Below are 12,994 nucleotides of genomic sequence, written 5' to 3'. Positions count from 1 at the left end.
CGGCGGACCGCGCGGGCCGGGCCGGGGCCAGGGCGGCCCCCGCGCCCAGGGCGACCGCCGAGGCGGCCGCCGCGGCATGACGCAGCGCCCGGCGGCGCGGGACGACGGGCTGTTCGGCGGCTTCGGACATGGGCGTGCCACCCCTCTTCCTCCGGATCACACCGTGGACGAGGGGACGCTACGGGCCGGGAGCGGTGCCGGGGGCGGAAACCGCGGCGGACTCCGTCGAACGGGTTGCGCGCCCGCCCTGACCTGGGACGGAGCGGCCGCGGCGGTCATGCGATGATCGGACCGTGGGGAGACGTGAGCGCGTGTGCGCACAGTGCGGGAGGCTCGGCCGGCGGTGGCGGCGCCGGTGCGGGCGGTGCCGGGCGGCCGGCCGCCTCGACAAGGCGGACATCGCCGCCGACGCCGCGGACACGGCCATGGAGGTGGGCGCCGCGGGAGTGGTGTGGCGCGGTCTGGGTGCCGTGCTGAGAATCTTCGACTGAACCGGTACGCGCCGCCCGTCCGCTCAGGGGACCGGCCGGAACGAGAAGTAGGTGTGGGACGGGTCGTTCCAGGAGCGGCCGGCGGCGACGAGCGCCGTCGGGTTGCCGAAGCAGTCGCTGCTCGGCCAGAGGTTGACGGTGCGGTTGGTCATGTTGGTGCCCCTGACCGCACCCGCCGAGGTCATGTTGCGGCAGACACCGACCTCCGGGTCGAGCTCGACGCTGCGGCGCCCGACGCTGTCGAACCACTCGAAGTAGCACGTGCCGCCGCCGGGCGGCGGGCAGGCCGGCTCCAGGGTCCGGGCCGCGGCGTGGCTCCCCACTCCGGGGCCCTCCTGGGACAGGCCGGTCGCTCCCAGGACCAGGGCGGCGGCGAACACGAGACGCGAGGCGACACGACGACGGCTCATGGGACATCCCTCCCCGTCCGGAGCGCGTGGGTGCGTTCGTCCGGACGTCTCCGCCAGGGTCGTGCCGGAGGGGAACGGCCGTCCACCGCCCGAACGGGTGAAGCGACCGTTCGCGTACCGGCCCCGCCGCTACTGCCGCCCGAGCAACGACCCCAGCGGACCCAGGTCCAGGTCGAGCTCCTCCGGGTCCAAGTCGTACCTCCGGCACAGTCCTTCCATGCGGTCGGCGAGCAGCATCAGCGTCATGCCGATCCGCTCCTCCTGGTCCTCCGTGAGGTCTCCCTGGTCGACGCGGCGCAGTGCCTGACGCTCCATCAGTTCCCGGAGCAGTTCCAGGATGGTCAGGATCAGCTTCATCAGGTCGCGTTCGACGGTGTCCCGGTCCAGTTCCACTCGGCGTGTCACGGCTGTCACTCCTCCCAGGGCGAGGGCACTCGGGCGTCCACGGAGCTGATCAGGGCGCGCAGGTCGATCCGGACGAGGTCGACGTCGGCGATCCGCAGGGTGATGTCGCCGCTGAGCACCACCCCGCCGGCGAGCAGCCGGTCGAGGAGGTCCACCAGGGAGAGCCGTTCCGCCGGCAGCCCGGAGCCGGTCACGGCGCGTCCGGGACGCAGGGGTCGTGGGTGACGAAGGAGTACGGGGCCCACGGGCCGGTCAGCCGGATCCGCAGTCCGTCGGGGGCGCCGTCGGTCAGTTCGCCGACCGCCGATGTGAACTCCTCGGCACGCGCGCCCGGTACGAGGTAGGAGGCGTTGAGGAGGTTGCGGCCCGGGTGACCGGCGAGCGGGGAGTTCTGCGGGGGGTAGAGCCGGACGGCCTCGGCCAGCGCGGCGAGCCTGTCGTGGATCGCCTCGGCGGCCCGGTCCTCGTGCCGGGTCCCCTCCTCGCGCGCCCGCCGCTCGGCACCGCGTCGCCGCAAGTAGTCGCGCCCGGACAGACGGCCCGCCGTCGGCTGTTGGGGCGGCGCGGCGGGGCCGGGCACGGCGTACACCGTGACGCCCCACTCCAGCCGCCCCTCCAGCCGGTCGAGCGCCGTACCGAAGGCCGTCCGGCCGGCCGTCAGCATCCGCCGCAGCCCGTCCTCGTCGCGGTAGACGGTCGCCAGCCGCAGGGGGAGCGCGCAGGGAAAGAGGGAGACCGCGGCCTCGACCACGCGCTGGTGGCCGCGGGCCACCCGCTCCAGCCAGGCCAGGTCCTCCAGCCGCTCGCGCAGCGCGCCCTCCTCGAAGTCCTCGGCGGGCACCCGGCCCACCAGGGCCGCGAACCCCGCGTGGCAGACCTCGCGCACCGGTTCGCCGGCCACGCCCGTCACCGTCTCCGGGACGTCGCGGGCCGGTCCGGCGTCCCGCGCGACCGCGTAGGCGTACAGCAGTTCACGATCGGTCACCGGTCGCCTCCTCCCTCTCCTTCGGCCCGTCCTCGGCCTCGTCGGCATCCTGCGACGGCAACGCCGGCCGGCCGGCCTCCAGCTCGGCGACGCGCGCCCGCAGCCGTTCGTTCTCGGCCCCCAGCTCACGGGTGCGCGCCCCCGACGAGAGCGCCGGGTCGCTCTCCCACCAGTCGATGCCCATCTCCTTCGCCTTGTCGACGGAGGCCACCACCAGCCGCAGTTTGATCGTCAGCAGTTCGATGTCGAGCAGGTTGATGCGGATATCGCCCGCGATCACCACGCCCTTGTCCAGCACCCGCTCCAGGATGTCGGCCAGGTTGGCCGAAGTGTCCGCGGGGGAGCGGGCGTCGGGCAGGCGGCTCGGGAAACTCATGGGTCTCGGGGCTCCTCTGCGTCGTCGTCCACGGGGTAGCGGACGGTCACCGCGGCGGCGCGGGCGAGCGCCGCCGCGCTTCCTCCAGCCGGTCCAGCAGCGCGTCCTCCAGCCGGTCGAACTCCGCCTCGTCCAGCCGTCCGGACTCCAGCTCCTGTTCGAGCGCCCGGAGTTCGCCCTGCACGACGGCCGGGTCGTAGTACAGCCGCTCGGCCTCGGCGAGGACGCGGCGGAGGACCCAGCCGACGAACATCACGCGTCGACGAAGCTGTACGGGGGCAGGGGGCCGTTCACCTTGAGGTCCAGCTGGGGGTGGGCCTCGCGCAGCCGGTCCGCCGTGGTGAGCAGCCGCTCGGCGGCCGACTCCGCCACCAGGAGGGAGAGGTTGAGGAACCAGCCCCCGCTCTCCGGGCCGGGCCGGCACCCCTCCGCCAGCGGCTCCAGGGCGCCGCGCACCAGGTCGGCGTCCCACGCCTCACGGGAGCGGACCGCCTCCGCGACCTTCTCCCCGAACCGCAGCCGGTCCTCGTACGTTCCGCCGCCCGCCTTCCGGTTGGCCTCGGCGAGCGCACGCAGTTCGTCGTTCCCGGCGAGGACGAGGTGGAGCACCACGTCCTCGTGGTGCACGGCCTTGACGTTGTACTCGACGCGGCCGGACAGCAGCGCCAGCTTCGACCGGTAGTGCTCGGCGTGCCGGGACAGCACCTGGAGCACGTCCTCGTCGCTGTCGCAGACGCTGCCGAACCGCATCGGCAGGACGGAGGACTTCCGTCCCGCCTCGGACAGCACCTGCTGGTGGGCGAGCAGGTCGCGCCGCTTGGGGCGCAGGTTCTCCGGGCAGTCGCTGACCACCGCCGCGAGCCCGGAATCGGTCACCAGGCGGACCGCGCGCGGTGGTTCGCCGATGCCGGTCAGCCCCTCGGGGAGCTGTGCGCGTTCACCGCTCGTGATGCCGTAGACGTAGGTGCTCACTCGCTCTCCTCCTTCTTGCTCCGCGAGGAACCGCGCCGGGCCTTGGGCGCCGTCTCGCCGTCGCCGCCGCGGGCCTGCTGGAAGGCGTCGGTGATGGACTGGGCGGCACCGGAGAGCACGCCCTTGCTCTTGCCGCGCGCGCCGCTCTCGGTGACCTCGCCCACCAGCTCCGGCAGCCCGGCGCTCTTGTGGGGCCCGGCCTCCAGGTCGAGCCGGTTGCACGCCTCGGCGAAGCGCAGGTACGTGTCCACGCTGGCGACGACGACACGTACGTCGATCTTCAGTATCTCGATGCCGACCAGGGAGACGCGGACGAACGCGTCGATGACCAGGCCGCGGTCGAGAACAAGTTCCAGGACGTCGTACAGACCGCTGGTGCCACCGGCACCCCCGGACTGTTGCGCCGGGACAACACTCATGTCGGGCAACTTCCTCTCGTGGCCGACGTACCGGCGGTGCTGCCCGCCGGCGGACGGCGTCCGTCAGGAGTCGGTCCTTCCGCGTTCGTAGCGCCGCGCACGGCGGTAGCCGGTGAGGTCGCCCGCGGAGTCGAGCGTCACCACGTAGAGCGCCATCACGCTCATCGTCTCGGGGACGCGCGGGATCTCCTCCACCTCGATCTCCACCGTCCAGCCGTCGGGGGTCCGCTCGAAGCCGGCCACCCCCTCCGGCCGCAGGCCCGCCAGGTCGGCGAGCTGGTCGCGGGCCGCCCGCAGCATGCGGGGCACCGGGATACTGACGGATTCGTCGTCGGTCTTGTCGGATTCTGACTTGGCTGTCATCAGGACCTCTGGGTCGTCTTCAAGGACCTCGCCTCTGCGCGTACCGCGTGAATCCTTGGCCAAACCCCAGGGGTGCGAAGGGGAGTCGGGGGAAGGACGGACGGTCGTAGGCCGCCCGGCCCGGGCCGGGGGTCGCACCTGAGGCGGACGCTGGGCGGATGTGGCCGGAGTTGCCTGTGTGACAAGGTGAGGCCATGACTCACACCTGGCCCGAGCATCTCGCCGTGGGCGCCGTGCGGTTCGCCCGGCCCACGGCCCGCTACGACGACGTACTGGCTTTCTACGCCGAGGACCTCGGCCTCCCGGTCCTCGCCCAGTGGCGCGGCCACGCCGGCTACGACGGCGTCGTCCTCGGACTGCCCGGCACCCCCGTACACATGGAGATCACCCAGCACGGCACCCCGCCCCGCGTCCCCGCACCCCACCCCGAGAACCAGCTCGTCCTCTACCTGCGAGGCCCCGAGGCCCGGGACGCCGCCGTCCGCCGCCTGGAGGAGCGCGGCCACCGCCCGGTGACCGCGGCCAACCCGTACTGGCCCGAACACGGCGCGGTGCTCTTCGAGGACCCCGACGGCTGGCTCGTCGTCCTGGCCCCGTGGGTCTTCGGCACCGACCCGGTGCCCCAGGCGCACGCCTGAGGCCGCCCCGCGAGGCGCATCGCGCCGCACGCAGTGAAGCCCGCCGGGTCGGAGACCCCGGCGGGCAGTTTATTGACAGGCCGCGGTGGACCCGCGGAGTGGTCGCCTCTTGCCGTCCACCACGAGCCGCCGCCGGGCGGGGCGGCCCGTATGCGATCGCTCCCCGGCGCGTCCCGGGCATCGAGCACGGCGATCACCACCCGCATGACGCGGGCGAGGACGAAGCCGGGCGCCGGGCACCAACCCCGGCACCTCGACGGCGGACCCGGGGATCAGGCGGCGCGGCCGTCGAGGTCCTTGTAGGCGATGCCGTCCTTCATCACGAGACGGATGTTCTCCGACGTGGCCAGTGCCTTGATGTCGGTGAGCGGGTTGCACCGTGCGACGACGACGTCGGCGCGCTTGCCGGCCGTCAGGGTCCCGATCTCGTGGGCCAGGCCGAGGAGTTCGGCGGCCTCGGACGTGCCGGCGAGGATGGCGCCCATCGGGGTCATTCCGCAGTCGACGAGGTGGCCGAGCTCGCGCAGGTTGGTGCCGTGTTCGGCGATGCCGCAGTCGGTGCCCATGGCCACGCGCACGCCGCGCTCGATGGCGTGCGGGATGTGCCGGCGGGCGACCTCCTGCCAGTGCTTCTTCTTGGCGTAGGCCCAGCTCGCGGCCTTCGTGGGGTCGGGATCGGTGTTGGCGGTGGTGAGGGTGGGGACCAGGAAGGTGCCCCGGTCCAGCATCAGGTCGATGCCTTCGTCGTCGATCTCGTAACCGTGCTCGATGCTGGCGACGCCGCCGCGGATCGCGTTGAGGATGCCGCCGCGCCCCTGGGCGTGCGCGGCGACCTTCTTGCCGCGGTGTCCGGCGGCGATCTCGGTGATGGTACGGATCTCGTCCTCGAGGAATCCGTCGTCGTCGGGCTGGTCGGTGGGGCTCCACACCCCGCCGGTGGCGGTGATCTTCACACAGTCGGCGCCCGCCCGCAGGACGTCGCGCACGGCCCGGCGGCAGTCGGCGACGCCGTCGGCGAGGCGGCTCATCTCCGGATCGGCCGGCCCGTTGTCCGTGCCGGCGCGGAAGTCGCCGTGCCCGCCGGTGGGGCTGAGCATGGCCACCGCGACCAGCAGCCGGGGACCCACGACCACGCCCGACTCCACCGCCCTGCGGTGGCCCGCGTCGGCGCCGCCGAGGTCGCGTGCCGTGGTGACGCCGGCCTCCAGGGTCAGCCGCATCCGGGGGGCCGACAGGAAGGTGCGCAGCGAGGCGGGCATCGCGGCGAGCTCGTGGTGGTTGATGGCCCCGCCCGGGACCGCCATGTGGACGTGACAGTCGATGAAGCCGGGCAGGATCGCGTCGCCCGCCACGTCGATCCGCCGGGTGCCCTCGGGGAGTTCGGGCAGGCGGTCGCCGGGGCCCGCCCACTGGACGTACCCGTCCTCGACCAGCACGGCCCCGCCCGGCACCGGGTCGCCGCCTGTGCCGTCGATCAGCAGGCCGTTGTACAGCAGGACGGGGGCGGTGGTGCGGTCGGTCATGGCGGATTCCTTCCGGGGGAGGGGATCGGGTCAGGCGGCGGGCGCGGGCTGCGGTGCGGCGGTGTCGGCCTTGCGCCGGGCGCCGAGTACGGCCCCGGCCGCGGCGGTGATCAGGATGGAGACACCGGCACAGCACCACCACACGGCGGAGTAGGCGGATTCGGTGGGGATCTTGGTGCCGTGGAAGGTCATGGCCGTGAGCACGGCGGCGAAGACGGCGCCGGAGACGCTGCCGCCGAGCGTCTTGGCGGTGTTGTAGACGCCGGTCGCGATGCCGGTCCGGTCGGCGGGGCTGGCGTCCAGGATGAGCGCGGGCATGGCGGTCAGCGCAAGACCGGTGCCCAAGCCGATCGGTACGTTGGCCAGGACGAACTGCCACGGCTCGGCGTGCGCGAGGACCAGGAAGGCATAGCCGCCGGCCATCAGGACACCGCTCAGGGCCAGCACCGTGCGGGCGTTGACCACCCGGGCCAGGCGCGGTACCGCGGCCGAGCCCACGAAGGCCAGCAGCCCGATGGGCAGCATCATCCAGCCCACGCCGAGGGGCCCGTACCCGAAGCCGTAGCCGACCTTGTCGGGCGGGCTGGCCAGGAACAGCACGGCCGCCGTCTGGGAGCCGAAGAGCGCCGCGCCGACGAGGAAGCTCGCGCCGTACACGGGCAGCAGGGTGCGCTTGACGGTGAGCCGGATGTCCACGATGGGTTCGGCGACCCGCAGTTCGACGATCACCCACGCGACGAGGGCGACCGCGGCCACGGCGAACAGCGCCACGTTGGTGCCCGCGGTCCAGCCGTTCTTCGGGCCCTGCGCGATGCCCAGGAGGAGGGACGCCAGGCCGACGCTGAGCAGTCCGGCACCGGCCCAGTCGACCGTGCCGCTGGCCCGGGTGGTCGACTCGGGCACCAGGAAGAAGACCACGCCGGCGCAGAGGACGGTGGCGATCGCCGGGACCCACAGGACTCCATGGACACCGGAGAGGACCTTGCTCAGCAGACCGGCGAGGACCATGCCCACGCTGGTGCCGAAGGTCAGCGAGCCCACGAGCAGGCCGATCGCGCCACGGGCCTTCTCCGCGCTGAGCCGGTCGCGGACCAGACCGATCTCCAGCGGGAGGAGGGCGGCGAGCGGGCCCTGGAGGACCCGGCCGACGAGGAGCATCTCGAACGAGGGCGACCAGGCGACCAGGGCCGAACCGACCGCGAGACTGACCACGGCGACGCGGAGCATCCGGCGGTGGCCGTACATGTCACCGAGCCGCCCGAAGAGCGGCACCGAGACGGCGGCGGCCAGGAGCTGCGCACTGTTCACCCAGTTGAGGTCGCCCGCGCTGACGCGCAGTGCGCCACCGAGCTCCGGGAGGAGCGTCGGCATCATGCCCTGGATGATGCCGCTGGTGAGTTCGACGAAGACCAGGAATCCGACGACCGCGGCGACGCTGGCGCCGCCGAGGCCGGGCGCTTGTGGGCCCGCGGGCTGGATACGCGGCATGGGTCCTCCGGTGGTGGACGGCCGTCCTGCGGACGGAAGAGGAGACGGGGAGGCATGGGGGACGGGCTAGCGGGCGGCGGGCTGCCCGGCCGGCTGGAGGAAGGCGGTCGTCATGGCGTGGACCGCCGCGAGGTCCGCCGGAGAGGGGTCGAGGCCGGCCGCGGTGAGGGCGGACCGGATCCGGTCCGTGTCGCCGGAGGGGGCGGGAGAGGGGAAGGGCGTGCTGTCGCGTTCGGGATCGGGCAGGGGGAGGGGCCGCCGCTCCGGATCGGGGTCCGCGCGGCGCAGATGCCAGGTGGTGGCGGTCTGGTAGGCCACCCCCACGTCGAGCAGGGTGCGTTCCGAGTGGGCGCGCCCGATGAGCTGGAGCGAGAGCGGCAGTCCGGTGGAGGTGGCTCCCATGGGCAGCGCGAGGGCGGGGAACCCGGTCGGGTTCCACAGGCCCGTCAGGTTCAGCTCGCCGCCCGGCATGACCTCCTCGTGGTAGGGGCGCGCGGCGGCCGGCCAGGTCGGGGTCGCGATGACGTCGACGCCTTCGGCCCCGGACATCCTGATGAGCAGGCGGGCGGTGGCGAGCTCCGCGGAGCGGCGGGCGGAGAGGTAGAGATGGGCCGGCAGCAGGGCTCCCAGCGCGGCGAGGCGGCGGAAGGCCCGGCCGTGCGCCTCCCAGCGCTCGGCGAGCCGCGTCCCGTGCTCGCCGAAGGCCTCGGCCAGCATGATCACGCCATTGGCGCCGGACAGTTCGGAGAACTCCGGGAGGGGGAACTCCCGTATCTCCGCGCCCAGTTCCCGCAGCTGGTCCAGGGCCCGGACGAAGGCCGAGCGGCAGTCCTCGGTGACCGAGAGCTCGTCCAGGAGCTCGTAGGGGACACCGACGCGCAGTCCGCGCACATCCTCGGGTGCCGGGGCGGACCGGGGGTACGGCCGGCCGGTCAGCGCCGCGAGCAGCAGGGCGCAGTCCTGGGCGGAGACGCCCATGGGGCCGGCCACGTCCTGCGAGGGACTGAGCGGAATGCAGCCGTCCATCTCGACCAGCCCGTAGGTGGGCTTGAGCCCCGTCGTCCCGCACAGCGCGGCCGGCAGCCGCAGGCTGCCCGAGGTGTCCGTGCCGATCGCCCCGAGGAAGAGACCGGAGGCGATGCCGGCGCCGTTCCCGGTGCTGGAGCCGCCGGTCCAGCGGTCCGGGTCCCAGGGGTTGCGCGGGACGGGGAAGGCGTGGGCGGGGTCGGGGCGGCCCATGGCGTACTCGGCCATGGTCGTCTTCCCCAGCACCACCGCGCCCGCCGCCCGCAGCCGGCCGACGGCCGGAGCGTCCTCCCCGTGCCACCAGGCGGGTTCGTGGGCCGGGCTCTGCGCGGTGGCCGGACCCTCCACGGTGGCGAAGTTGTCCTTGACCGCGAGCGGCAGGCCGTGGAGCGGCCCGCGTGCCGCCGCGGGCAGGGCGTCGGCCCGCCGGGCGGCGTCCAGTGCCGCCTCCGGGAACCGGCTGACGTACACGCCGAGCAGCGGGTCGAGACGGTCGGCGTCGGCCAGGGCGGCGGTCACCAGCTCCTTGCTGGAAACAGTCCCCGAGCGCAGCGCGTGAGCCATTTCGGAGAGGGTGGCGAAGGGCTGCCCCACGAGGCACCTCCTGACAACGAGTGGCTGGAAACAACCGATTGCGGCGATGCTAATCTCGCGCCACAAGTGGGCGACTCATTGCAGGAAGCAGCCATTGAAGAAGATCTAATGCAGGAAGCTGTCACTTACCCGGGGTTACATTCATGTATGTGTCCGAAAGCTCCACAGGCCTCGACGAGCTCGACCTCGCTCTCGTCAACGCTCTGCAGATCAACCCGCGCGCCCCGTGGACGGAACTCGCCGCGGCGCTGGACGTCGACGCGGCGACCGTGGCGCGCCGATGGGAACGGCTGAAGGCCGCCGGGCACGCCTGGGTGACCGCCTACCCCTTCGACTCGGGCGGCGCCGGCGCCCTCCTGGAGGTCGACTGCGCACCGGGCCAGGACTCCGCCGTGGCCGGCATCCTCTCGGCCGACCCGGTCGCCATCACCGTGGAACACGCGGCCGGCGGCCGGGACCTGCTCGTCATGGTGATGACGCGCGACTTCGACGCCCTCTCGCGCTACATCGTGGACCGCCTGGGAACCGTGCCCGGCATCACCTCGACCCGCGCGCACCTGGTCACCCGCAGCTACACCGAGGGCAGCGCCTGGCGGCTGCGCAGCCTCACCCGCGCCCAGCAGGAGACCCTCACGGCCCCCCACCGGCCGGCCCAGGCCGTGGCGGTGGACCTCTTCGAGCACCGCGACCTGATCCGCGCCCTGGGCGAGGACGGACGGATCTCGCTCAGCGCCCTCGCCGCGCGGCTGGACGTCAGCCTCAACACGGTGGGCCGCCGGCTGCGGAGGCTGCTCGACTCCGGCCGGCTGATCCTCCGCTGCGACCTCGCCCGCTCGCTGTCGGGCTCCCCGGTCGCGGCCACCTTCTTCGGCTCCGTACCGCCCGAACACCTCGACGCCACCGCCCGCGAACTCGCGAAGCTCCCCGAGATCCGTATGGTCATCGGCGTCTCGGGACCCCAGAACCTCATCGCCATCGTCTGGGTCCGTTCCCTGGTGGACACCCAGGAGCTGGAGGTCCGGCTCGCCGCCCGGCTTCCCCACCTGCGGATCACCGACCGTGCCATCGCCCTGCGGGCGGTCAAGCTGATGGGCCGTCTGCTCGACACGGAGGGCCGGGCGAACGGGTTCGTACCCGTCGACATCATGGAACCCGTCACCGGCTGAGCGCGGTCCCGCGGAGCCGGCCGCGGCGCCCCGGTGTCTCAGCCGTGGCGGGCGATCGCGATGAGGGCGACGTCGTCGCCCAGGGTCCCGCCCGTGTGGGCCAGTAGATCCGCGTGGACGCGGTCGACGAGCCGCTGCGGGTCGGATTCCCGCCAGGCCGCCACCCGGTCGGCGAGCGGGTAGAAGCGCCCCCCGGCGTCTCGCGCCTCGACCGCGCCGTCGGTGTAGAGCAGGAGCATGTCACCGGGGCCGTAGCCGAAGGAGTCGGCCTCGTAGTCGTCCTCCGACACGTCCCCGCCCAGCCCCAGGGGGAGCGCCGTGTCCCGCACGGTCAGCGGGACCGCCCGGCCCTCGCGCAGCAGCAGGGGCGGCGGGTGGCCGCAGTTGATGATCCGGAGGACGGGCTCGGCGTCCGGGATCTCCAGGACCGCCGCGGTGACGAAGGTCTCGGACGCCGCCGCGTCGTCGCCCAGCGGCTCCACAGTGTCCCAGTAGACGGTGTTCTGGAGGTGGGCGACCAGCCGGGGCAGGGGCGGCCTGCGGTGCGCGGCGGCCCGGAAGGCGCCGAGCAGCAGGGCCGCGTCCCCCACGACACCCAGCCCCTTGCCCCGCACGTCCCCGATCATGACGCGGGTCCCCTCCCCGCTGCGGACGGCGGCGTACAGGTCGCCGCCGATCCGGGCCTCCGGGTCGGCCGCCACGTACACCGCGGCCATCCGGAGCGGCCCGCTGTGCGCCGGGAGCGGCCGCAGCAGGACCGACTGCGCCACGTCGGCCACCCACCGGACCTGCGCCAGCTCCCGCTCGTGCCGCTCGTGCGCGTAGCGGAAGGCCACGACGACGGCGCAGATCAGCACGAGCCCGCCGATCTGCGCCTCGTGGTTGGAGGTGGCCACCCCGCCGTGGAAGACCCCGATCACCACCTGGGCGGCGACGGCCAGCGCGCCGACCACGCCGATGACCAGCGGGCCGCCGAACGCGGCGGTGATGGCGGGTGCGACCACGAGCAGCGGACCCAGGTGGATGTCGGGGCCGGTCGCCAGATCGACCACCGTGATCACCACGATGAGCGCAAGCGGGAGTGCCAGCAGGGTGCGGCGGCGGTGCCACGGCTGCCGGGCCCCGGGCGGTCCGTGCGAGCGGCGCATGTCTCCTGCTTACACTCCCCGGGCCCCGGGCGCCTGCCCGGGAACCGCCGGTCGGCGGGGGTACGACGGCGCCCGGGGCCTTCGTACGCCGGACGGCCCGGCGCCCGGTGTCCGACCCGCTCAGTATCGTGACCCCATGAGCGCCCTGACTTTCGACCGCCGCTGCGCCGAAATCGTGGAGCAGACCGGACAGTTGCTGTCCCACCTCGACGGCGTCGGCATGACGGCCCCCGTCCCCTCGTGCCCCGGCTGGACCGCGGGCAATCTCGTCCGGCACCTCACCGGCGCCCTGAGCTGGACCCGGACGATCATCACGACCCGGGCCGCGGAGCCCGTCCCCCATGACGTCGTCGACGACGTGGCCGTCCGTCCCGACGAGGACCCCGCCGCGCTCGCCGCGGGACTCACCGAGGCCGCGGAGCGGCTGGCGGAGGCGCTGCGCGCGGCGGGTCCTGACGCGGCCCTGTGGACCGTGGCCCCCGACGGGACCGCGGGCTTCTGGGCCCGACGGATGACCCACGAGGCCGCCGTGCACCGGGCCGACGCCGCCCTGGCGGCCGGAGTCCCGTACACCCTCGACGACGCGGTCGCCCTCGACGCCCTCGACGAATGGATGACCTTCGCCGCGTTCCCGGAGGTGTACGAGCCGCGCCCCGGGACACCCGATCTGCTCGGCCCCGGCCGGACGCTCCACTTCCACGCCACCGGCCCGGCGGGGGAAACGGTGGAGGAGTGGCCGATCGACCTCACCGGCGACGCCCCCGTCCGGCGGCACACGCCAGGGCCCGGAGAGGCCGCCGTCACCGTCCGGGGAACGCCCTCCGCCCTCCTGCTGCTCGTCTACCGACGGCCGGTTCCCGAGGGCTCCGTCGAGGTCGCCGGCGACACGGCACTGCTCGACCTGTGGCGCAAGCGGGCCGGGTTCTGGCTGGAGGAGTGAGCCGGCCCCGGAGCGGCGGCGGTTGACGGGGGAGGGAGGGCCGGAGCGGG

General features: G+C 73.7%; 17 protein-coding genes. 4 read left to right on the top strand and 13 right to left on the bottom strand.

Going from position 1 to position 12,994, the window contains the following annotated elements:
* Positions 1-293: 293 nt before the first annotated feature.
* Positions 294-491 (top strand): hypothetical protein, encoded by a 198-nt coding sequence (locus tag HN013_RS30515; RefSeq protein WP_171171986.1) that lies wholly within the window; start codon positions 294-296, stop codon positions 489-491.
* A gap of 23 nt (positions 492-514) precedes the next feature.
* Here HN013_RS30515 and HN013_RS30510 read toward each other — a convergent pair whose 3' ends face one another.
* The 9 genes from HN013_RS30510 to gvpO form a co-directional block, all read right to left on the bottom strand.
* A complete protein-coding gene (locus tag HN013_RS30510) occupies positions 515-901 on the bottom strand; it encodes a hypothetical protein (protein WP_171171984.1) in 387 nt (128 codons plus the stop codon).
* Between the two features lie 129 nt (positions 902-1,030).
* Complete coding sequence (locus HN013_RS30505; protein WP_171171982.1) at positions 1,031-1,306, bottom strand: gas vesicle protein K; 276 nt, start codon at positions 1,304-1,306, stop codon at positions 1,031-1,033.
* Positions 1,307-1,311: 5 nt separating this feature from the next.
* Positions 1,312-1,500: a gas vesicle protein gene (locus HN013_RS30500; protein ID WP_312018761.1), complete on the bottom strand. Its 189-nt coding sequence runs from the start codon at positions 1,498-1,500 to the stop codon at positions 1,312-1,314.
* The gene (locus HN013_RS30495; RefSeq protein ID WP_312018760.1) at positions 1,497-2,291 is read right to left on the bottom strand and encodes a GvpL/GvpF family gas vesicle protein; all 795 of its coding nucleotides are present in this window, start codon (positions 2,289-2,291) and stop codon (positions 1,497-1,499) included. Before HN013_RS30495 ends, HN013_RS30500 begins: the two co-directional genes overlap by 4 nt.
* Positions 2,278-2,667, bottom strand: a complete 390-nt coding sequence (locus HN013_RS30490; protein WP_171171977.1) for a gas vesicle protein — start codon at positions 2,665-2,667, stop codon at positions 2,278-2,280. The genes HN013_RS30495 and HN013_RS30490 overlap by 14 nt, the downstream gene beginning before the upstream one ends.
* Before the next feature lie 46 nt (positions 2,668-2,713).
* On the bottom strand, positions 2,714-2,920 hold the full coding sequence (locus tag HN013_RS30485) for a gas vesicle protein GvpG (protein ID WP_171171976.1): 207 nt from the start codon (positions 2,918-2,920) through the stop codon (positions 2,714-2,716).
* Positions 2,920-3,639, bottom strand: coding sequence for a GvpL/GvpF family gas vesicle protein (locus tag HN013_RS30480; RefSeq protein WP_171171974.1), 720 nt, complete (start codon positions 3,637-3,639; stop codon positions 2,920-2,922). Before HN013_RS30480 ends, HN013_RS30485 begins: the two co-directional genes overlap by 1 nt.
* The gene (locus HN013_RS30475) at positions 3,636-4,058 is read right to left on the bottom strand and encodes a gas vesicle structural protein GvpA (protein WP_171171972.1); all 423 of its coding nucleotides are present in this window, start codon (positions 4,056-4,058) and stop codon (positions 3,636-3,638) included. Before HN013_RS30475 ends, HN013_RS30480 begins: the two co-directional genes overlap by 4 nt.
* Positions 4,059-4,121: 63 nt before the next feature.
* Positions 4,122-4,421, bottom strand: coding sequence for a gas vesicle protein GvpO (gvpO, locus tag HN013_RS30470; protein ID WP_171171970.1), 300 nt, complete (start codon positions 4,419-4,421; stop codon positions 4,122-4,124).
* Positions 4,422-4,615: 194 nt separating this feature from the next.
* Here gvpO and HN013_RS30465 point away from each other — a divergent pair, with 194 nt between their 5' ends.
* Entirely contained in the window at positions 4,616-5,059 is a 444-nt protein-coding gene (locus HN013_RS30465) for a VOC family protein (RefSeq protein WP_171171968.1), read from the top strand.
* A gap of 272 nt (positions 5,060-5,331) precedes the next feature.
* Here HN013_RS30465 and HN013_RS30460 read toward each other — a convergent pair whose 3' ends face one another.
* The 3 genes from HN013_RS30460 to HN013_RS30450 all read right to left on the bottom strand — a co-directional run bounded on the left by HN013_RS30460 (position 5,332) and on the right by HN013_RS30450 (position 9,690).
* Entirely contained in the window at positions 5,332-6,582 is a 1,251-nt protein-coding gene (locus HN013_RS30460; protein WP_171171966.1) for an amidohydrolase family protein, read from the bottom strand.
* Positions 6,583-6,612: 30 nt separating this feature from the next.
* Positions 6,613-8,070, bottom strand: a complete 1,458-nt coding sequence (locus HN013_RS30455; RefSeq protein WP_171171964.1) for an MFS transporter — start codon at positions 8,068-8,070, stop codon at positions 6,613-6,615.
* 66 nt (positions 8,071-8,136) lie between these two features.
* Positions 8,137-9,690, bottom strand: a complete 1,554-nt coding sequence (locus tag HN013_RS30450) for an amidase (RefSeq protein ID WP_212765012.1) — start codon at positions 9,688-9,690, stop codon at positions 8,137-8,139.
* 149 nt (positions 9,691-9,839) lie between these two features.
* Here HN013_RS30450 and HN013_RS30445 point away from each other — a divergent pair, with 149 nt between their 5' ends.
* Complete coding sequence (locus tag HN013_RS30445) at positions 9,840-10,856, top strand: Lrp/AsnC family transcriptional regulator (RefSeq protein ID WP_171171962.1); 1,017 nt, start codon at positions 9,840-9,842, stop codon at positions 10,854-10,856.
* Positions 10,857-10,894: 38 nt separating this feature from the next.
* On the opposite strand, the gene HN013_RS30440 is transcribed toward HN013_RS30445, so the two are convergent.
* Entirely contained in the window at positions 10,895-12,004 is a 1,110-nt protein-coding gene (locus HN013_RS30440) for a PP2C family protein-serine/threonine phosphatase (RefSeq protein ID WP_171171960.1), read from the bottom strand.
* Positions 12,005-12,140: 136 nt separating this feature from the next.
* On the opposite strand from HN013_RS30440, the gene HN013_RS30435 reads away from it, so the two are divergent.
* Entirely contained in the window at positions 12,141-12,944 is an 804-nt protein-coding gene (locus tag HN013_RS30435; RefSeq protein WP_171171958.1) for a maleylpyruvate isomerase family mycothiol-dependent enzyme, read from the top strand.
* Positions 12,945-12,994: the final 50 nt, after the last annotated feature.

The sequence above is a fragment of the Streptomyces sp. I05A-00742 genome (assembly GCF_013055795.1).
Classification (GTDB): Bacteria; Actinomycetota; Actinomycetes; order Streptomycetales; family Streptomycetaceae; genus Streptomyces.
Note: the sequence above shows the minus strand (reverse complement) of the source record. Positions and strands in the feature narration are given on the sequence as shown.

Bases quoted from the DNA above. Each gene is read 5' to 3' on its own strand.
- HN013_RS30485 (WP_171171976.1), bottom strand. From the start codon at position 2,920: ATGTTCGTCGGCTGGGTCCTCCGCCGCGTCCTCGCCGAGGCCGAGCGG.
- HN013_RS30465 (WP_171171968.1), top strand. From the start codon at position 4,616: ATGACTCACACCTGGCCCGAGCATCTCGCCGTGGGCGCCGTGCGGTTC.
- HN013_RS30455 (WP_171171964.1), bottom strand. From the start codon at position 8,070: ATGCCGCGTATCCAGCCCGCGGGCCCACAAGCGCCCGGCCTCGGCGGC.
- HN013_RS30435 (WP_171171958.1), top strand. From the start codon at position 12,141: ATGAGCGCCCTGACTTTCGACCGCCGCTGCGCCGAAATCGTGGAGCAG.
- HN013_RS30475 (WP_171171972.1), bottom strand. From the start codon at position 4,058: ATGAGTGTTGTCCCGGCGCAACAGTCCGGGGGTGCCGGTGGCACCAGC.
- HN013_RS30490 (WP_171171977.1), bottom strand. From the start codon at position 2,667: ATGAGTTTCCCGAGCCGCCTGCCCGACGCCCGCTCCCCCGCGGACACT.
- gvpO (WP_171171970.1), bottom strand. From the start codon at position 4,421: ATGACAGCCAAGTCAGAATCCGACAAGACCGACGACGAATCCGTCAGT.
- HN013_RS30440 (WP_171171960.1), bottom strand. From the start codon at position 12,004: ATGCGCCGCTCGCACGGACCGCCCGGGGCCCGGCAGCCGTGGCACCGC.
- HN013_RS30510 (WP_171171984.1), bottom strand. From the start codon at position 901: ATGAGCCGTCGTCGTGTCGCCTCGCGTCTCGTGTTCGCCGCCGCCCTG.
- HN013_RS30460 (WP_171171966.1), bottom strand. From the start codon at position 6,582: ATGACCGACCGCACCACCGCCCCCGTCCTGCTGTACAACGGCCTGCTG.